The organism is Sphingobium cupriresistens (genome assembly GCF_004152865.1).
In the GTDB taxonomy this organism is placed as follows: Bacteria; Pseudomonadota; Alphaproteobacteria; order Sphingomonadales; family Sphingomonadaceae; genus Sphingobium; species Sphingobium cupriresistens.
This window is the reverse complement of sequence record NZ_SEOO01000055.1, coordinates 1-18,355: the sequence shown is the minus strand read 5'-3', so window position 1 is coordinate 18,355 and position 18,355 is coordinate 1. Positions and strand designations below refer to the sequence as shown.

At 65.2% G+C, this 18,355-nt stretch carries 19 protein-coding genes and 1 pseudogene; 9 read left to right on the top strand and 11 right to left on the bottom strand.

Annotation, left to right across the window (positions count from 1 at the left end; genetic code table 11):
- The coding region (locus EWH12_RS19940) for a Tn3 family transposase (RefSeq protein WP_129927592.1) at positions 1-2,863 on the bottom strand (2,863 nt) is incomplete at its 3' end.
- Between the two features lie 261 nt (positions 2,864-3,124).
- On the opposite strand from EWH12_RS19940, the gene EWH12_RS19930 reads away from it, so the two are divergent.
- Positions 3,125-4,273 carry an IS110 family RNA-guided transposase gene (locus EWH12_RS19930; protein WP_129927590.1) on the top strand — a complete coding sequence of 383 codons (1,149 nt, stop codon included), beginning with the start codon at positions 3,125-3,127 and terminating at the stop codon, positions 4,271-4,273.
- A 325-nt stretch (positions 4,274-4,598) separates the two neighbouring features.
- Here the strand turns inward: EWH12_RS19930 and EWH12_RS19925 are convergent, their stop codons facing one another.
- Genes EWH12_RS19925 through traA form a run of 3 tightly spaced genes read right to left on the bottom strand, consistent with a single transcriptional unit; the run spans position 4,599 to position 9,077 of the window.
- The gene (locus tag EWH12_RS19925) at positions 4,599-5,231 is read right to left on the bottom strand and encodes a GNAT family N-acetyltransferase (RefSeq protein ID WP_129927589.1); all 633 of its coding nucleotides are present in this window, start codon (positions 5,229-5,231) and stop codon (positions 4,599-4,601) included.
- Positions 5,221-5,937, bottom strand: a complete 717-nt coding sequence (locus EWH12_RS19920; protein ID WP_129927588.1) for a DUF6118 family protein — start codon at positions 5,935-5,937, stop codon at positions 5,221-5,223. Before EWH12_RS19920 ends, EWH12_RS19925 begins: the two co-directional genes overlap by 11 nt.
- Positions 5,938-5,951: 14 nt before the next feature.
- Positions 5,952-9,077, bottom strand: a complete 3,126-nt coding sequence (gene traA / locus EWH12_RS19915; RefSeq protein ID WP_129927587.1) for a Ti-type conjugative transfer relaxase TraA — start codon at positions 9,075-9,077, stop codon at positions 5,952-5,954.
- A 168-nt stretch (positions 9,078-9,245) separates the two neighbouring features.
- Between traA and EWH12_RS19910 the strand changes: the two genes are divergently transcribed.
- Genes EWH12_RS19910 through EWH12_RS19895 form a run of 4 tightly spaced genes read left to right on the top strand, consistent with a single transcriptional unit; the run spans position 9,246 to position 11,671 of the window.
- Positions 9,246-9,575, top strand: coding sequence for a conjugal transfer protein TraD (locus tag EWH12_RS19910; RefSeq protein WP_066484508.1), 330 nt, complete (start codon positions 9,246-9,248; stop codon positions 9,573-9,575).
- Between the two features lie 13 nt (positions 9,576-9,588).
- A complete protein-coding gene (locus tag EWH12_RS19905; RefSeq protein ID WP_066768130.1) occupies positions 9,589-9,813 on the top strand; it encodes a conjugal transfer protein TraD in 225 nt (74 codons plus the stop codon).
- Complete coding sequence (locus EWH12_RS19900) at positions 9,813-10,097, top strand: hypothetical protein (protein ID WP_066547841.1); 285 nt, start codon at positions 9,813-9,815, stop codon at positions 10,095-10,097. Before EWH12_RS19905 ends, EWH12_RS19900 begins: the two co-directional genes overlap by 1 nt.
- Positions 10,097-11,671, top strand: coding sequence for a type IV secretory system conjugative DNA transfer family protein (locus tag EWH12_RS19895; RefSeq protein WP_082731650.1), 1,575 nt, complete (start codon positions 10,097-10,099; stop codon positions 11,669-11,671). The genes EWH12_RS19900 and EWH12_RS19895 overlap by 1 nt, the downstream gene beginning before the upstream one ends.
- An 809-nt stretch (positions 11,672-12,480) precedes the next feature.
- Here EWH12_RS19895 and EWH12_RS19890 read toward each other — a convergent pair.
- The 4 genes and pseudogenes from EWH12_RS19890 to EWH12_RS19875 form a co-directional block, all read right to left on the bottom strand.
- On the bottom strand, positions 12,481-13,434 hold the full coding sequence (locus EWH12_RS19890) for a replication initiator protein A (RefSeq protein WP_066684794.1): 954 nt from the start codon (positions 13,432-13,434) through the stop codon (positions 12,481-12,483).
- Positions 13,431-13,754: a hypothetical protein gene (locus EWH12_RS19885; protein ID WP_066485670.1), complete on the bottom strand. Its 324-nt coding sequence runs from the start codon at positions 13,752-13,754 to the stop codon at positions 13,431-13,433. The genes EWH12_RS19890 and EWH12_RS19885 overlap by 4 nt, the downstream gene beginning before the upstream one ends.
- The gene (locus tag EWH12_RS19880) at positions 13,754-14,407 is read right to left on the bottom strand and encodes a ParA family protein (protein WP_066485668.1); all 654 of its coding nucleotides are present in this window, start codon (positions 14,405-14,407) and stop codon (positions 13,754-13,756) included. Before EWH12_RS19880 ends, EWH12_RS19885 begins: the two co-directional genes overlap by 1 nt.
- 72 nt (positions 14,408-14,479) lie before the next feature.
- Positions 14,480-14,867 (bottom strand): annotated as a pseudogene (locus EWH12_RS19875) (hypothetical protein).
- On the opposite strand from EWH12_RS19875, the gene EWH12_RS22765 reads away from it, so the two are divergent.
- The 4 genes from EWH12_RS22765 to EWH12_RS19860 all read left to right on the top strand — a co-directional run bounded on the left by EWH12_RS22765 (position 14,779) and on the right by EWH12_RS19860 (position 16,888).
- Positions 14,779-15,030 (top strand): hypothetical protein, encoded by a 252-nt coding sequence (locus EWH12_RS22765; RefSeq protein WP_231736717.1) that lies wholly within the window; start codon positions 14,779-14,781, stop codon positions 15,028-15,030. The pseudogene EWH12_RS19875 and the gene EWH12_RS22765 sit on opposite strands and share 89 nt — an antisense overlap.
- 272 nt (positions 15,031-15,302) lie before the next feature.
- Positions 15,303-15,551, top strand: a complete 249-nt coding sequence (locus tag EWH12_RS19870) for a DUF4160 domain-containing protein (protein ID WP_066548761.1) — start codon at positions 15,303-15,305, stop codon at positions 15,549-15,551.
- On the top strand, positions 15,538-15,951 hold the full coding sequence (locus EWH12_RS19865) for a DUF2442 domain-containing protein (RefSeq protein WP_066488241.1): 414 nt from the start codon (positions 15,538-15,540) through the stop codon (positions 15,949-15,951). Before EWH12_RS19870 ends, EWH12_RS19865 begins: the two co-directional genes overlap by 14 nt.
- 484 nt (positions 15,952-16,435) lie before the next feature.
- Entirely contained in the window at positions 16,436-16,888 is a 453-nt protein-coding gene (locus EWH12_RS19860; RefSeq protein ID WP_066488242.1) for a hypothetical protein, read from the top strand.
- Positions 16,889-16,983: 95 nt separating this feature from the next.
- On the opposite strand, the gene EWH12_RS19855 is transcribed toward EWH12_RS19860, so the two are convergent.
- From EWH12_RS19855 to EWH12_RS19845, 3 genes are all read right to left on the bottom strand, one after another.
- Positions 16,984-17,586, bottom strand: a complete 603-nt coding sequence (locus tag EWH12_RS19855) for a recombinase family protein (protein WP_129927586.1) — start codon at positions 17,584-17,586, stop codon at positions 16,984-16,986.
- A gap of 3 nt (positions 17,587-17,589) precedes the next feature.
- A complete protein-coding gene (locus EWH12_RS19850) occupies positions 17,590-17,826 on the bottom strand; it encodes a TniB family NTP-binding protein (RefSeq protein ID WP_242496138.1) in 237 nt (78 codons plus the stop codon).
- A 79-nt stretch (positions 17,827-17,905) separates the two neighbouring features.
- Positions 17,906-18,355: Tn3 family transposase (locus tag EWH12_RS19845; RefSeq protein ID WP_165363671.1), on the bottom strand; the 450-nt coding region annotated here is incomplete at its 5' end.

Here is an 18,355-nt window from a genome sequence, read left to right as displayed (position 1 = left end):
CGAAGCGGCCATAAGGGTTCACATGACTGTAGATCAACGGCGTGAGACCACGATAATCTTCCGGCGTCATCCGCCCCGCCCACTTCGGCTCAACCAGTACGGTCTGAAGCATGCGGGTGTTCACATACACCAGCGACGCTTGCAGGAGGTGTAGCGCCAGAACGGAGATTTCCTGCTCATGGATGCGGTTGGTGGCGATCTCGCCGCCCTTGCCGAAGAACACGAAACCATTAGCGCCGTTCCAGTTCTCAACCACATTCAGCCCTTCGTGGATCTCGCGGCGGAATGCCTCCTGACGCAAATACCGGCATAGGAAGATTGTTTTGACCGCGCGGCCGAGTTCACTCAGCGCCTTGTAGGTCGGGTGCATCACTTCGGCTCTGGCAAACCGGAGCAGGATCGCTTCCGGATCGGCGGTGCGCGATTGCATGGCAGCGGCATATTTGACCATTTCGTCATATTGTTGCTCGATCTCGTCCCAGTCGATCGGGCTGGAGAGGATCGGCAGTAAATTGGAAAGCCGCGTGCGCATGCCGGCTTGGGGAAGGGCCAGTTTCTGGCGTGCCACTGCTTTCAGCCGCGGGGCAAGCTCAAATCCAAGGAGTCGGCAGAACGCAAAGCCGACTGCGCTCTGGCCGTGGCTATCGACGTACTGGCGCTGGATTTCCATGTCGGTGCAATGGCGTAGCACGCCTTCGATCATGGAGGCGACCTCCGAGGAAGAGCACCGCTTGAGCTGGGAATAAACGCAGGTCGCGCGCTTCTCCACATGCCAGTAGATCATGACGCCACGGCCGCCATAGCGGGCGTGCCATTCCGTCATCAGGTTGCGGTCCCACGCGCCGAACTTCGTTGAATCGGACGCGCATGCCGTGCCCGCATCTCCCCATACTGCGGCATTGCGGATTGCCAGTGTCGCGTTTGCTACCCGCGCGCACGCCTCCCTCAGCGCTGGCGCGTGGATGAAACGGCGATGGACATGCAGCAATTCCTCGTAACTGACATCGGGTGTTGCGCCAGCGACCCGCTTGAGCCCGGCGTTCGTGCCCAAGCCATAGAGACACAGCAAAAGACGCTGAGCCAAGGCTGCTTTCGACAGGGTAACCCGCGAGGCCGACGTTTCGAAAGCATCCATCAATCCCGTGTCCAGAGCAGCCTCTTTCAACACGTCCAGCAGTCCGGTCATCGGCCAGCGCTGACCGATCTCGCTTTTGATCGAAGCGAGACCCTTCGGTTCGGGCAAGGGCTTGAACGGTGTAATCGATATCCGGTTGTCGCCGCGCCACAGGAGCCGGACCTTGTCGTTTTGTGGAATATTGGCATTGAGGAGCAACAGTTCCCGTTCAAGCTCCTCCCGGATCGAGGCGCAAAACGCCTGCGCATCTGGCGTCAGGCTGAGGCCGGAATAGTACGCATCTCGCCTGATCTCGAAGTCCTTGGGAAGATCGTCATCGGGATTGCGATAGCGATCCGCCCCGACCACCCAGATTTCTTTGGAGCGGATGCGGTCGCGCAGTTGCGTCAGGACGCAAAGCTCATAGCTGATCCGGTTTACCCGCCCATCGTCATCAATGACGGAACTGCGCCATCGCGCTGGAATCACCTCATCGATCGGAACATCCTGCAATGGCACGAAGCGGCATCCGCCATCCACCTTGCTCCTGATCCAGTCGAGGGCCGCCAGGACCGGCCGCCACACCGCGTTGTTCGACCGGAACTCAAGTACGGAAAGCAGGCTTGGCAGCATGCGCCGGTAATGATTGGCCCAGGAACCACGCATCACCTTGTAGATGCGCCGGTCCAGAGCGCCCTTCGCATGGCTCTCCTTGACGATCGCCGCCAGCTTGGCCTTACCGGCGATCGGGAAAATGACATCGCAGATGCGCCCCGATGGTTCATTGATCGAGGCGCTGGCGATCTCGACCAGCAGGCGCTCCTTTCCATAGACCCGCTCGATGTCTTTCGCGATATCGCCCACCACCTTGCGTTTCGAGCGCGTTCCGATCTTGTGAACGGTTTCGATCAGCAGGTCGATCATCGCGTCAGTGAGTTGCGCCTCCCGCGACATTAGATAAATCGCATAAAGGCCGAGCTGTCGCGCCGGCGCATGCCGGCGCATCTCCGAGGCCTTTTCACCGGCAACGCGGCGAACAATCTGATCGACCCATGGCTTGCCCGTAGCCGTCAGGAGATCATGGGGAAGATCAAGTCTCTGGATAAAGGCGAGTTTCTCGGTCACGTCGAGAATGTTGTCGAGCGTTGCCTGTCCGGCGTCACCCTTCATCCTGTTGAATCCGGTCGAGCTGTCCGGATCGGCAAGCGAGGCTTCCAATAACGCCACCGCATCTGACGAAAGCCGATCACTGGTTCCGATCAGCCAGGTGTCCAGATAATCTTGCCGTTGTGAGCGAACGACACGTTCAAGCTCCTTGCGCGACGGCCCATAAATACGCCGGTCCCGGCACCACAGGAAAACATGCTCAAGCATGGCATTGATCGACTGGCCGCCCGGGCACAGCTCGCCAGCAATCCATTCCGTCAATTGCGCGCGATCCACCCGCTTCATGCGGTGATATCCAAGATGGATCAGGATCTCCGCACAATGCCGTCGTGCTGTCCGACTGGAAAAGTCATAACCGGCTATCTCGCCAGCCTCGACACCGAGTTGCTCGGCCAGATACGAGAGGCCATCGGTAGGGATTGAGCCGGGATCGATCGCGAAAAACCCCAGGGAAGCGAAGAATTTCAGCTGCGCGGCGAGGCCAAGGCGCGTCAGGGCCGGCTTCGAATTTACAAAATCAATATCGGCAAAGCTCAGGCTCCATCGTCCGATCAAATCCCCGCCCGGAATACTCCGATCCATCAACCCACTCCCTATGATGGAGCGAACTGTCCTCTTCTATGATTTCCATCGTCAATACCGAATGCCACGTTCCCAAAACGTTCTCCGACTTGGCCAAAATCGCAGCTTGGGGCCGACTGGGCCAAATACCTGCAACGCTGGTTTGATGCGATTGCCGGAACGCTTATGGCCGCCTTTGGCATTGGCCTACTATGCAAGATGCCATGAGGCTTGGCCTGGTTGGGTCCATGATGACGATCTCAATCGTCCAGGAGACTCGACATGGAAGTGACGAACGAAGCGATCACCGCCCGAATCTACGTGGCGCTGGAACTGAGCAAATCGAGGTGGGTGGTGGCGATCCGGCTGCCCGGAACCGGGACGACCAGCCTCTATCAGGTGCCGGGCGGCGATCTCGACGGCCTGATGACCCTGCTGCACCGGGCGCGGTCGATCGCGGAGCAGCGCGGATCGGACGAGCTGGAAATCTGTTCGTGCTACGAGGCCGGGTACGATGGCTTCTGGCTCCACCGGGCGCTGGAGGCGCGGGGCGTGCGCAACACCGTACTGGACTCGGCGAGCATCAAGATCAGCCGGCGCCGCAAGCATGTGAAGACCGACCGTACTGATGCACGGGGCATGCTCGGCGTGCTGATGGCGCTGTACCGCGGCGAGGACGACGTCTGCGCCGTGGTGCGGGTGCCGAGCGAGGAGGAAGAGGACCGCAAGCGCATCACCCGCTCGCGAGAAAGTCTGCTCCACGAACGTATTCGGCGGACCAATCGAATCCGCAGCCTGCTGCATCTCCAGGGCGTGCGCAGCATCAATCCCAACCGCGACGGCTGGGAGCACCAGCTCAAGGATCTGGAAACCGGCGATGGCCGCAGCTTCCCGAAGGGACTGCTGCGTGAGATCCGCCGTGAGGCGATCCTGCTCACGACGGCGAAACGGCTGCTCGCGCAGATCAACCGCGAGATCCAGGCGATCAGCCAGCGCAAGACCCGGCGGCGCACCGGCCGCGGCGCTAATCCGGTCGCGGTGCGGCTCTGCGCGATCCGCGGGATCGGTCCGCAGACCGCCGCGGTGTTCGCCAGCGAAGTGTTCTATCGCAGCTTCCGCAACCGGCGGGAGATCGCGAGCTACGTCGGACTATCGCCGACACCCTACGCCAGCGGCAGCGTTAGCCGCGATCAGGGGATCAGCAAGGCGGGGAACCGGCGAGCGCGGCGCGACGCGATCGAGCTGGCCTGGCTATGGCTGCGGCATCAGCCTGGCTCGGCGCTGAGCGAATGGTATCATCGCCGGGTCGCTGACGGCGTGGGCCGGGTGCGGCGGATCGCGATCGCTGCGCTTGCCCGCCGGCTGATGATCGCGTTGTGGCACTATCTCGAGCACGGGGTAATACCTGAGGGAGCAGTCGTTAGAACTTGAGGCCCGCATCGCCTTGATGCGGCGTCTCGCCGAGGTGGACGCGACCGGACCAATGCTGGATCATGCATAATCGATCGCAAGCAAGATGGGTCCGTCCAACGCCAGGCCACTCCGTGCACGCGGAATGGTGGTACGAGCGGGAAGCTCGACCGGATACGAGGATATGCGATGGCTGGTTCCATCGACAGACACACGGCCTGACCCTTGCGAGACAATGACAACGGAGAAAAATATGCACTCACAAACAAGCACTTACTGACCAATGGCGGCTTGACTGGGGGCCTCATACGAGGCATTGTTGCAAAAGCTACAGCATAGTTGAGCATCATAATCCCGGAATGACGGCCGTGGTGTAGGGGGAGTGCAGCTCCCAATCCAAACTCTCATAGAGTGCGCGCCCATCAGGCGTCGCAACGAGAACACCGCGCACGGCTCCCTTTTCGCGGGCGATCGTCTCAAGCGCCTGCATCACGGCCCGCGCAAGGCCGCGCCGGCGATGCTCGGGCCGCGTCTCAATCCGGTCATAGATCGCAAAGCCGTCCACCACGACGACGCGGCCGATCGCCGCCTCGTTACCCGTTGGATCGAAGGCGCGGACGACGGAAATCGTGCCCCTCGTCGCATCAAGCCTATAACCCTCGGACAGTGCGGAATCGGACGCCATCGGTCCCGCATTCGTCATCATGTAACCGGGCCGCTGGATGGTCCACCGTGGCGGCAGTATCGCTTGCAGGGCGTCGGGCGAGGCGCAGGCTTTGAGGAAAACCCACGGTTCGTTGATAGAGGACACCAGCTCGCCGATGGCCGGCACGATGGCGGGAAAGACGTAGCGGGCTTTTTGCTCGGGCCATCCCACATCGACGCGGAAGCCGCCTTTATAGGGCGTCGGGGACGTGGTTTCGCGCGCCAGCGTCCATCCCTTGATCCACGTCGCGACGATATGAGGATCAGCGCGCATTATTCTCCGCCTTCACCTCGATCGTGCAGCGCACCGGCTTTTTCGCTTTGCCGGCCTGCTCGCGGCATTTCTGCACCGTCTCGCGATTGGCGTCTGACAACGGCGAGGCCGCGACGATCAGCCCCCAGCTCTCCGGCGCGGCCGACTGCATCAACCGCTGTCCTGCCTCCCACGGACCAGGCTCATTGAGAACGCGGGTCGCCATGCGCTCGGGCCAGCGCCAGCTATCGGGCGTCGCCCGCGCGAGCGGGCCAGCAAGCAATGCGTAGAGGAACACCCCCAGCACCGCGCCGCCAACGCCGGCGATATACAGCCAGCGATTTTGCTCATCGCCGCGCCGCGCTGATGCGAGCCGGTTGCCGATTTCGCGGGCGGCCTGGTCCAGCCCCGCGCGCGCCTCGGCGACAAGCCGCGCGTCCTCGCGGCGCGCGGCCGTAGCCGCCGTCGCGATCTGGCTCGCCATAGAATCCGGCGTCATCGACAGCAGCGGACTTTTGGCGATGGGGTCGATCCGCTGGGCGAGCGCCACCAATATCTTTTCGGTGCGCTCAAGCGTCGGCTCATAGTCGGGAATCTCAATGTTCTCACGCGCGGCGGTCAACCCTTCGACTGCATGACGCAGCAACGACACCTCGCCGCGCAACCGCTCGAACGCCGCCACCGGATCGTCGCCGGCATGGGGTTCGCGATACTCGTCCTCATCCATGTTTGTTTCTCTCCCTACCGGCTAAGCCCACGGTCGCGGCCGATTCCCAGCTCATGCGTCAACTGGCGGCCAAGCTCGCCGCCGCCCATCTGCCGGCTGCGCTCCATGCCGATCTCAAGCCCCAGCTCGCGGGTGCGATTACGCAGGATCGATTCCACCTGTGGATCGCGCTCAAGGCTTTTCGCCATGCCCGCCATTTCCTTGCCCGCCTTCTCGCGGCCCGTCATGTCACCGGCGCGATAGAGGCGGTCGCGGTCCTGGGAGAGCTGTTGCCAGCGTTCCACGAACCGATCGGCGCGCAAGTTCGGATCGGCTCGCACGCGGGCTTCCTGCGCCATCGCCTCGATCATCGGGCCGCTTCGCCCCGCCGCCGCGTCGCGCAGCAAGGCCGGATCGCGCTGCATCGCCGATGCGAGGTCGCGCGAAGCTCCCGGCCTGATCTGGTCAAGCGCCTCGGCCGCGCGCTCGAGCGCGACTTTCTGATGCTCCAACACCGGCCCGCCCGAGGCGCGGGCCTGCAACACCGCCTGGGCCGAACGCGAGGTCCGCTCGACCGCGCGCGCGAATGTCCGATCCTGGCCGCGATCCGGCAACGCCGGCGTGCGCTCCGCGCCCCTCGCCGGCTCGGCCGACAGCTTCAAGCCGTCGAACATGCCGCGCTTGGGTTTGTCGCCCTGGGCGCGCTCGGCCGCTGTCTTTGGCTCCGGCGCTGGCCTGAACCCATCGAACATACCCCGCCGCGGTTGCCGCTCGGCTGCGGCCTTCGCCTCGCCAGCGCCGCGGCCGCCGCCAATATCGGGCGCGCGGGAATCCTCGCCCATCTGGCGTGAGGTTCCCGCGCGAGGCGCGAGGATCTCCACGCCCTTCCGCTCGGGCGCATCCGGCAAGCGGATCTCGCCCGACAGCCCGCGCCGATCGGCGAACGACTGCACCTCGGCATCCCTGTCCCGATACATCGGATAGTCGGACGCCATATCCTTCGCCCGCTCGCGCCCCAACGTGCGGACAAGGCTGCGCTGGTCGGTGAAGTCGTCGCGGCCATAATGGAGCTGCACCTCGTCGCGGTGCCGCGACAGCGCCACATAGGCCGAATGGCGGTCCATCCCCGGCGTCGCCAGCACATGCGCCCGATCGACCGTCACGCCCTGCGATTTGTGGATGGTCGCGGCATAGCCATGATCGACATGGGCATAATCCTTGAGATCGAACGCCACCTGTCGGCCATCGTCAAGGCGAACGGCCATGCTGTCGGGCGACACGCGCTCGACCTTCCCCAGCGTGCCGTTCTTCACGCCTAGTCCGCGCTCGTTTTTCAGGAACATGATGCGGTCGCCGCTGGCGAAGTCGCGCGCCCCCCGCTCGGCCGACACCGCCACGCCCTGCCCCAGCTCGCCGGCGTCGCGCAGCCGATCGCGCGCGGCCTGGTTCAAATCGCGCACCTCGGCATTGGTGTGGGTGAGGATGATCCGTGTCTTGTCCGGATCGGCGCGGCGCTGCGCGTCCCATGTGTCGATCAGCTCGGCCCGCGCAGCCTCGCGCGTCTCGGCCGCGTGGACCATGCCATGCTCGGCATAGGCATGGATCGCCTCGCCGGTCCTGCCCGTCGCCAGCGACCGCGTGGCGTCCTTCTGCCAGTCCTCATGCTGCCGGCGAACCTCGTTGATCTCGGCCGCGCCGTGCCGCTCGGCAAGGGACCGGAACGCCGCGCCGGCCTCGATCGCCTGCAACTGCTCGGCGTCACCGACTAGAACGACCTTCGCCCCTGCCCGCTCGGCCTCCGACAGCACGCGCTCCATCTGGCGCGTGCCGATCATGCCGGCCTCGTCGATCACCAGCACGTCGCGCGGGCCTAGCAGCTCGCGGCCTTGGCCCCACTGATATTCCATGCTGGCGATCGTGCGCGACTGGATATCCGAACCGCCTTCCAGGCCCTCGGCCGCGATCCCCGACAGAGCCGCACCGCGCACCTGATAGCCGGCGCGCTCCCATTCGTCGCGGGCGCCTCCCAGCATGGCCGATTTGCCGGTGCCGGCATAGCCGACCACGATGGCAATATCCTTCTCGCCGGTTATATGCGCGAGCGCGGCTTCCTGCTGGCTCCCCAGCTTAAAGCCCTCACTCCCGGCGGTGGACCGCAAGGACTGCTCCATCGTCGGGAGACCATGCCCGCCCCGCTCGGCAAGCCGATCGGCCGTACGCTCCAACCGCTGCTCGGTCTCGATCATATCGCGGGAGGTAAAGCGGTCCTCGCCGCGCCCGTCCTTGCCCAGCGCCACCAGCTCGGGTGCGGTCCGCACCGCGCTCATCACCTGGTCGAACTGATCCTTGCCGTCGCTGTGCCGGAACGCGAACTGCGCCAGGTCGCGCCGCGTGAACGTCGCCTGTTGTCGCGTGATCGCGTCCAATGCGATTTCCGGCCTGGCGATGATCTTCTCGCCATTCTCGCGCGCGATCCGGGCATGGTCCTCGACCCGCTCGGCCTCAAGCCCCTGCTCGGGCATACGCGACGCTGCTGGCCCGATCTTGTGTTGCGGCTCAAGGTCGATGCCCTGCGCCTCCAACGTCCGATGATCTATGCGCGCGTCAATATCCAGCTCGGCCAGGCGCTCGTTGACGTGATCGGCCCATGCCTCGCGCCATTCTTGCAAGAGCACCGTGCTGTTCCACTCGCGCGCCTTCTGGCCGAAACCCTCCGGCCCTACCTCGCGCATCGACAGCATGACATGCGCGTGCGGCTTGGGTTGCCCGTCCTTCCCCATGTCCCAATGCACATTCATGTCCGCGACCATGCCGCGTTCCACGAACTGCTTTTCGACAAAATCTCGGGCGAGCTGGATGCCCTGTTGCTGGTTCAGCTCGCGCGGAATCGAGAACTCGACTTCACGCGCCAACTGCGCGTCCTTGCGTTTCTCGCCGGCCTCGACCTCGTTCCACAAGGTCGTCCGATCGTTTAAACGCTCTGGCGCGCCCTCGGGCAGCATGATTTCCGAATGGACGACACCGGCCTTATTCGAGAAATCATGGTCGCGCCCGAGCCGGTCATCGTGCAGCCGTTCCGCCGCGCGATAGGCCGCGCTGGCAACGGCGCTCGATCCGTTTGCGCGGCTGATAGCCTTGGCCGAGAAATGGTAGATCGCCATGATGACCACTATACTGCCTTTATGAGCGCACGTCGGCAACGACGTATAAGCGCGCACTCATCATTCGCTTCGCTCCTGTGATTGACTGCCGAACGTTCCGGTTGTGGGTTGCCTGTCCGCTCTCGTTTGCTAGGCTGCGGTGGACCTGACGCGGAAGGAGAGAGCACCATGCGCAAGGTGCGCGACTATGATGCGGAGCTGAAGGCGCTGGAGAACCGTGCCAAGGCGATCAAGGCACGTCGCATCGAACAGCTCGGCCAGCTCGTCACCGCCACCGGCGCGGACGCGCTCGACATGGAAACGCTCGCCGGCGCGCTGCTCGATGCCGTCGCGTCCAAGGATACAGAAGCGAAGGAGGCGTGGCGCGTGAAAGGCGCCGCCTTCTTTCAGCGGCGCGGGCGGAAAGGTGGCAACGCTGCTGCAATCGACGGATCGGGCGCTGCGGCTGAACCGGGCGGCGACGCTGCGGGCGGAAGCGGCGGAACGGCGAACGGATAGCAGGGTCTGGGTCGTGCAACGCCGCGAACGGACGCGCCACCTGATCGAGCTGGGCGGGCTGGTCCAGAAAGCCGGACTAGTCGAGCTGACCGACGACGATCGCGCGACGCTCTACGGCGCGCTGCTCGATCTCGCCGGCCGCGCGCGCGGTGATGATGCCGGCGACGTGCTGGCGCTGTGGAAGCGGCGCGGCAAGCGGGCGTTCGATGCGGAAGCGGAAACGACGGAGGCGAGCTGATGGCGGATTTCGATATCGAGGCGATCCGCGCCGAAGTGCGCGCGATGGATTTCACGCGCGGCACGCCGGCGGAAGTCGCCATGTGGCGCGAGGACATGGCGGACTCGCGCGCCAACCTCGTGATCGAGGACATGATCCCGACGCCCAACGACGATGCGTTCTTCGAGATGATGCTGGTCGAGGCGGTCCCCCCTCCCCTCGCCACGCAAATCCTGCTCCGGCTGCTCGATCATCCCGACTCCGATCGGTCCCTGCCGATTACGCCCGTCGCGGCGGCGCGCTGATGGCGGGGCCGCTCATCGGCGGGCGTCGACCGATCTCCTGGCGGCTCGCGATCGTCGTCTCGTTCGTCGCCGCCTATGCGACCGCCCGCTGGCTCGAAGGCATCTTCGGGGTGGGCAGCATTTCCGGCACGGTGTCGTTCTTCGTCCTGGTCGGGCTGATCGCCGCGACCTGGCGCATCAACAGCCGCGCCGCCAACCGGCAAAGCGAGCTGCTGGGGTCGGCCCGCTTCGGCGACCGCGCCGACGTGCGAAAGCTGGAAGCGAGCGGGGATCTCCTGATCGGCCGCTCCGCCAAATCGGGGAAGCTGCTCCGCTATGACGGCGCGGCACATCTGCTGACGATGGCTCCGACCCGGTCGGGGAAGGGTGTCGGCACGATCATCCCCAACCTGCTGCTGCTCGATCGCTCGGTGATCTGCATCGACCCCAAGGGTGAGAACGCGCGTGTCACCGCCCGCGCCCGCGCCACCAAGGGGCCGGTCTGGTGCCTCGATCCGTTCGGTGTGTCGGGCCGGCCCCCTGCCTGCTACAATCCGCTCGATCGGCTCGATCCCGCCAGCCTCGATCTCGCGGAAGATGCCAACACGCTCGCCGACGCCCTGGTCCATGACGCGCCGGGACAGTCCGGCGAAGCGCACTGGAACGAGGAAGCCAAGGCGCTCATCGCCGGGCTGATCCTCCATGTCGTCACCACCGAACCCCTCGATCGCCGGACGCTGGCGACGGTGCGCGAGTATCTGACGCTTGCCCCTGCCCGCTTCGCCGATCTGCTAGCCGCGATGCAGGACAGCGCCGGTGCCGGTGCCGGTGGCCTGGTCGCGCGCGCCGCCAACCGCCAGCTCGGCAAGTCCGATCGCGAAGCCGCGGGCGTGCTGTCGTCGGCCCAGCGCCATACCCACTTTCTCGATAGCCCGCGCATCGTCGCCAGCACGGCCACGTCGGATTTCACGTTCGCGGGATTGAAAGAATCGACCGCCACGGTGTTCCTGTGCCTGCCGCCCGATCGGCTCGACACCTATGCACGCTGGCTGCGGCTGCTCGTATCGCAAGCCGTCACCGACATGGCGCGATCGACCGCCCGCCCTGCCCGTCCGGTATTGTTCCTGCTCGACGAGTTCGCCGCGCTTGGCCGTCTGGAGCCGGTCGAGCGCGCGATGGGGCTGATGGCGGGCTATGGCCTCCAACTCTGGCCGATCCTCCAGGACATGCACCAGCTCAAGGCGAACTATGGCGAGCGCGCTGGTACGTTCATGTCCAACGCCGGCGTGATCCAAGCGTTCGGGGTGAACGATCATGCCACCGCCGACATGCTCTCGCGCACGATCGGCGACACGACGCTGGAATACGATACCGTCAGCACCTCGCGCGGCACCGGCTGGGGTGAAAACCGCGCTGGCCCCTCGGAAAGCGTCAGCGCACACGTCACCGCCCGGCGGCTCGCCACCCCTGACGAAATCATGCGGATGCGGCCCGACCAGGTTCTGTTGCTGCGCCAGGGCGAACACCCGCTCGCGGTCGAAAAAATCCGCTATTACGATCAGCGCGAGTTTGCCGGGTTGTTCGATCCGGCCTGAACGGTCGCCGAAAGCACGAAGTCCACACACCGCCGGGCCGGAAGTTGGACCCGCTACGGGTAGCAGCCGCGGCGGGTCCGGTCGCGATCGCTGGGCAGCTCGCTTCGCACGTCATAGTCGATCTGACCAGTTAGCGCGAGGGGCCGCGCTGGCGCTGCCCTGGCCTTCGTAGGGCTCTGCCCTCCCCTCGCCTCTCGATCGGCGCACCACGGCCCGGAAACCCGCCCCTGAGACCGATTTGCCGGTCACTGTCGCTCGAAGTCGAAGCGCCGCCGGTCGCGCTTGGCTTTTCCGGAAAGCCTGCGGCGCTTGCGCCGCCCTGGTGACGCCGAAGGCGGCACGCAACTAAAGCGCATCGGCCTTTAGGCCGATTCCGTTTCTCCCCTCCCCTTTCGGACGTGTGATGTCGCTGATGGAGGGAGCTGCCGTTGTCCTAGCCTAACGGGCTTCTGCGGGTCCAGCGGTGCCGCTCGGGGTTAAGAGATTCTGTTAAAGAGGAATCGTTAAGAAGGTTAAGGGCCGCGCGAAGCGGAATCTTCGCTTTGCTATCAGGCAGTTGCGGATGTGCATGGTGGGTGAAACCCCGTGATTCGGTGGGTGATCCCCCGATAGTCCGGTGGGTGATCCCCCGAAGCGATGGTGGGTGATCCCCCGAGTCCGCCAATCCTGAAAAGCGGCTTTCCGGGACGGTTATCCACAAGCTGGCGGGCCGTTCGGCCTCGATCGCGGCGCGGTGCGGCCGGCCGGTCGACTCGGGCCGGTGGGCGAAACCCCGATAGTGACGGCTGCGGTGGGTGAAACCCCGATAGTCAGCGACGCCCGGCGAGCCGATCCATGCGGGCGTCGACCTCCTCGGTTCGCCGGCGATCGACGTCGAAGCGCGCGCGCCGCTCCTCTTCGGCCCGCATCCGCTCGGCAAGCGCCAGCGCCTCGGCCTCGCCGCGTCGCCTGAACAGGACGGCGGGGCTTTTGTCGGCCGTCTCGGTCGTCTCCATCGTATAGTCGGGGAGCTGGTCGGCCTCGATCACCCGCCGGAGCATCCGGTTGAACTCCTTGGGCTGGGCGTCGCTGCCGGTCTTGTCGCGTAGCAGCTCCACCCGGCACACCCACCCACCCTGCTGCGCGCCGACATGCTTGCGCGCGATGCGATACAGCGCCCGCTCCAACCCCCCGGATAGCAGGAAGTAATCGGGGTGCATGGTGAGCAGCGACTTTTCGTTGACGATCCCCTCGTAAACCCAATCCGAGAGGGTCAGCGTCATGCCGCGCGGCTGCTCGGTCTCGGCGTCGGTGTCGAAGGTCCAGCTATCGAGCCAGTTGAACCCGGCTTTCTGCCTGCGTGCTGACGCCCGGATCGAGGTCGTGATGGAAGTCGTCTGGAGCCGGAGCAATGCCGCCTGCAGCTCCTGATAGTCCCTGCCCCCGGTGCTGCGCTTGATCGCCCGCAACAGGTCGTAGGGCGTCGTGGTCAGCGTGCGCGGCAGGTCGTTCAAGCCCTGCTGCTTCATGCGATTGAGCGTCGATGCCGCCCATATCAGAATATCGGCATCCCATATCGTCGCCATGCCGTAGTCGGGGATTGCCTGCACGCGCACCCACGCCTCGCCGTCCGGGCTGCGATACTCGATCGGCTTCAACCGCTTGCGCTTCTGGAGCGAGAAGAACGGCCGCTCCATGACCTCGCGCTGGTCGCGGAGCGGAAGGTCGCCCAGCGCCGGGATGAACAGGTCGAACTCGGGGTTGGGATCGCGCCGCTTGCTCACGGCGCGAACCTGGTGTGGCCCCGCTTGACCAGATACTGGCGGAGCAGCCGTTCGGTGATGACGGTAAGCGGCTCCCCGCCCTCCTCGACACTAAGCTGGCGCAATGCACGGTGCATGTCCTCGGGAATGTGGATCAGCACCGGCTTCTTGCCCGGATGGCTGCTGCGCCGCGCCGGTGTCGCCGGGGTGGGCGTGTCGGCCGATCGGCGCGGCGCTGCCGCCCGTTGCGGCTCGAGGGTCGGCTCGGAAACGGAAGCCAGTGCCGGCTCCTCGGCCTCGTCATCGAAGATGCTGGCGAGCGCGGAAGGCTTTTTCGCCATTATGCCGCCTCGCTTACTGGCTTAGTCGTAAAGCCGCTTAGTCGCTTAGCCTCATTATAGGCGGCGCGCAGCTCGGCCGCCGCCTTGCTGTCCGGCTCGGTTTCGACCGCGGTGCGGCCCAACGGCGTTGCCTTGTAGAAGTCCTTCCGGAAGTGAAGGCGACTGTCGAACATCGTCACCCCCTTCGCCGCAAAGCCGGCATGGGCCTCCTGCCCCTCCCCGCCCTGGTGCGGAACCTGGGTCAGAATGACGGCGAAGGGGGTGCCGGCCTGCTGCACCTGCTTGACGGTCTGCAACACCGAATGAACGTCCAGCCCGCGCGGTGCCACGGGGATGATGACGAAATCCGCCTGCTCTGCCGCGAGCATGGCGATGTCCTTGGAGTTGGCCGGTGTGTCGATGATGATGAGGTCAATCTTGCCGCTGCCGCGCCCGCGCGAGACGTGCAGCGGTAGGCCGGCGACGCTGCTGTCCTTCACCGTCACGTCGTCGTCGTCGCGGCGCTCCGACCAATAGAGCGCCGAACCTTGCCGGTCGTCGGCGTCGAGGATCACGACGGACGCTCCTTCCCGCGCCGCCTCGACGGCGAACCCGGTCGAAAGGGTGGTTTTCGATTGCCCACCCTTCTGCGCGATCACGGCCCATACCTGCATCGCTGTTGCTCCTACTAAGCGGTTAAGCGACTTATGCCGCTTAACCGCTTAGTCGTAAAGGGTCTTAGTCGCTTAGCTATCGCCGGCTTCGTCGTCGGGATCGAGCGGATCGTGCTGCATCGGCCCATGTCCGGCGATCGGACATAGGGGCGCGCCCGTCGTCTCCAGCCATTTGCGCGCGGTCCTCACCGTATAGCCGCACGCCGCGCACTCGCATTTGGGCATCCCCGTCGCCTGCTTCTTGGGTGCCATGGTCTCGCCACCGGTGTCGAGCCGGGCATGGGTGAGGGGCGTGCGCTAAGTCCGGCCGAATGAATATCTCGAAATGGCCGTCGCCGCTGCGCCGATTATCCCAGCACTCGCCAATCGCCTTGCCCTTCGCGCCCCGGCTGGTGAAGCCGATCGCGACGCGCACGCGGGCGGGCAGGGGAGTGTCCAGCGCGTCGAACAGCGGGGCCATGCCGATCGCCACCCGGTTCAACCAGCTCTCGCGATTGTCCTGCTCCATGATCTTCTCCCTTCAAATCGCCCTTGGCGACGGCCTCGCCATCGGCCCTGCCTCGTGGCGAACAGCGGGGGAGAGGGGGCAATGGGAATCTGCCGGGGTGGTGCGGGCGCAGTGAGTGAAGCGAGGGAGCCACGGCCCGGCTGATTGCCGTTGCTGGGGAGAGGGGGCGGCGCTCCCTTTCCCCACCTGATGGAGATCTCGCCGGCATCGCCGGCGTCCGCCTGGGCGGGGCGCACCCCGCCCGCGCGAGCGATCGTTGCCCGTCAGGGGCGAGACGCCGCCACGGAGGCTCGATCGGAGCGCGAGCGGAGATAGAGCGCGGCCCGTCACGGGTGCGCGCGCCGATGCAACTATTCCCTAGCGCTTGGGTTTATGCTACACCGGCCTATGCCTGTCGTGTTCCGTATCGGTGGCCTGCGGGTCGTTATCTGGCCCAACGATCATCGCCCGGCGCACGTTCATGTGAAGGGCGCGGACGGAGAAGCGGTGTTCAACCTAAACTGCCCCGCCGGTCCGCCCGAGCTGCGCGATAGCTTCGGCTTCAAGCTGTCGGACGTGAACCGGATCGAAGCGGCGCTGGCGGACGTGGTGCCGATGCTGTGCGAGGAATGGAGGACCATACATGGCGATTACTGAGCAGGAACTGGCGAAAGCCGAAGCGCGCATGGCGGAAACCCGCGCCGCGGGCCATGCCGTGTCCGCTCGCTACGATCGCCGCCGTTCGCGCGTGGTGGTTGCCCTCAACACCGGGATCGAGCTGACCTTCCCGACGCAGCTCGCCGAAGGGCTGGCCGATGCCTCGCCCGACAACCTCGCCGACATTGAAATCAGTCCGGCCGGGCTGGGGCTGCACTGGCCGAAGCTCGATGCGGACCTCTATGTGCCGGCGCTGCTCCAGGGCGTGTTCGGCTCGAAGACGTGGATGGCCCGTCAGCTCGGGGCGGCCGGGGGCAGGGCGCGCTCGGCCGTCAAGGTCGCCGCGTCGCGCGCGAACGGCCAAAAGGGCGGTCGGCCACGCAAGGTGGCATCGGCATAATCAGGGCAGAGCGCGTCAAGCGGTCTCGAATAAGGGCAGCGGCTGAATCGCGCGCGCCGGCACGGGCTGATAGACGCCGATCGTCACCCATTCCGGCGGCCAATCGACCGTCACCGTGTCGCCGGCGATGCGCGTGATCCCTCCGTCCTCGATCTTCGGTGTCGTATTCGCCAGCGATCAGCGCCCCGTCGCTGATCGCGAGATGAAAGTGGTCCTCGTTGCCGTCGAAGGGGACGCACAATTTCATCCCAACGTCGCCGGTGACGCCTAGGCGCCTGGGGAAAGCCGGGTGACGGTGATGCTCATGCGATTCTTCGTCCTGCCTGAACGGCCAGAACACAGCGGGAACAGACATAAAGCTAGGTCGGTTTCCTCGGCGGCAACTTATTCGCAGATTCGCTTAGTCGCTTAGTCTTGATGATATTGTTGAATCAGAGCCGTTTTCTGCTTTCGTTCTCGCCCATCTTGACTCATAGAAATCGTCATGCCGATCGCGCGCGAACATCGCTGGCTTTACCCGATCGACTGGCGCGAGCTGTCCGCCTTCATCCGTTTCGGCCGCGCCAAAGGGCGCTGCGAGCATTGCCGTCGCCCGCACGGCCGCGACGTGCTGCACCTCGGCAATGGTATCTGGTGGGACGAGGACGCCGCGCGCTGGCGCGACGGGCGGGGCAGGGAGATTCGTCGCCTGTCGTCGCCGGACGAGCTGGTGCGCGCGCAACCGGGGTTCGTGGGTATCGACCCGCCCCCCTCGATGCGGGTCACGCGCGTCGTCCTCGCCAGCGCGCACCTCAATCACGATCCGGGTGATAACCGGCCGCGCAACCTCGCCGCGCTCTGCCAACGCTGCCACATGGTCCACGATGCGACCGAGCATCGCCGGCGCCGTTGGCGCAACGCCTTCCGGTTGCGCGCGGTCGGCGACCTGTTCACCTGAACGGTGCTCCGCGCCCAGGTCGGGCCGCAAGGCCCGGCCAGGGGTGGGTGGGTGGGTGGGACAAAGACGCGGCCATCCGTTCGGGGCGGCCTCCACTACGCTAGCGAGCTTAGCGAACTGCGGCCGCCTGGTATGTGGCGGTAGAGCGTCGACGGCTGCACGCCCAATTGCTGCGCTACCTCCTCAACGGTGATGGTGGGGTCTGCGAGCATCGCCTTGGCGCGCTTGATCTCGGCCGGCCCCATCGCCGGCTTGCGCCCGCCGCGCCGCCCTAGCGCCTTGGCCTGAGCAAGCCCGGCATGGGTGCGCTCCAGCATCAACTCACGCTCAAACTCGGCGACGGCCGCGAAGACGTGGAACACAAGCCGCCCGCCGGGGCTGGTGGTGTCGATCGCCTGGGTGAGTACACGAAGGCCGATCTCGCGCTTAGCAAGATCTTCGGCCGTCTCCACGAGCTGCCGGACGGAGCGCGCGAGCCGATCGAGCTTCCAAACCACCAGCGTGTCGCCGGCACGAAGGTAATCAAGCGCGGCTTTCAGCTCAGGCCGATCGCGCTGCGCACCGGACGCCTTCTCCATAAACACTCGCTCGCATCCGGCTTGCCTGAGTGCGTCGAGTTGAAGGGCAGGAGATTGGTCCCTAGTAGACACGCGCGCTGTAAACGCTCGCGCTAAATGGCGGCGTTCTGATCGCGCTATTTGTCAGTTGCCGGGTCCGATGACGAGGCAATCGCGCGCGGCCTGAACGATGTCAGCGGTGACCTCCTCGACGCGGTTGAGGGTCATGATCCGCCGCATCTGCGCGAACAGGCGCTCCATGAGCCGGAAGTTGCCGCGCGTGATGCGGATCACGGCTGCCTGCGCTTCGATCGCGTCGAGTTGGGCCGGGTCGAAGCTGATCCCGAAATCGCCGGCGTGGGTCGCGAGCAGCAGCCGCATTTCGGTCTCGGTAAGCGGTTTGAACTCGTGGACGAAGCCGATCCGCGAGTAGGCCTCTGTACATTATTCGGACACAGATTCACGGTAGCGGCTTGATGAGCAGCGGCATGAGGCCATCGGCATCGAGGTCGAGGCTCTCGGACCAGATATAATCGCCGGTGAGATTGATGCGGTCCCATCCCAGCGGCGACAATCGGGACAGCATGGCGGGATCGACAGGTGTGCCGCGGTGCCGCAGTTCATCGACGGCACGACCGAGATAGCGGCAGTTGAAAAGAATGATGGCGGCCGTGACGAGGTTGAGCGCTGCCGCGCGGGTCTGCTGGTTCTCCAGGCCACGGTCGCGAAACCGCCCGAGCCGATGGAAGGCGACAGCGCGGGCCAGGCTGTTGCGTGCCTCGCCCTTGTTGAGTTCGGCGGTGACCGTCCGGCGCAGATCGGTGTCGTCGAACCAGCGCAGCGTGAACAGTGTGCGCTCGATCCGTCCGACCTCCCGAAGTGCCGCAGCAAGACTGTTTTGTTGACGATA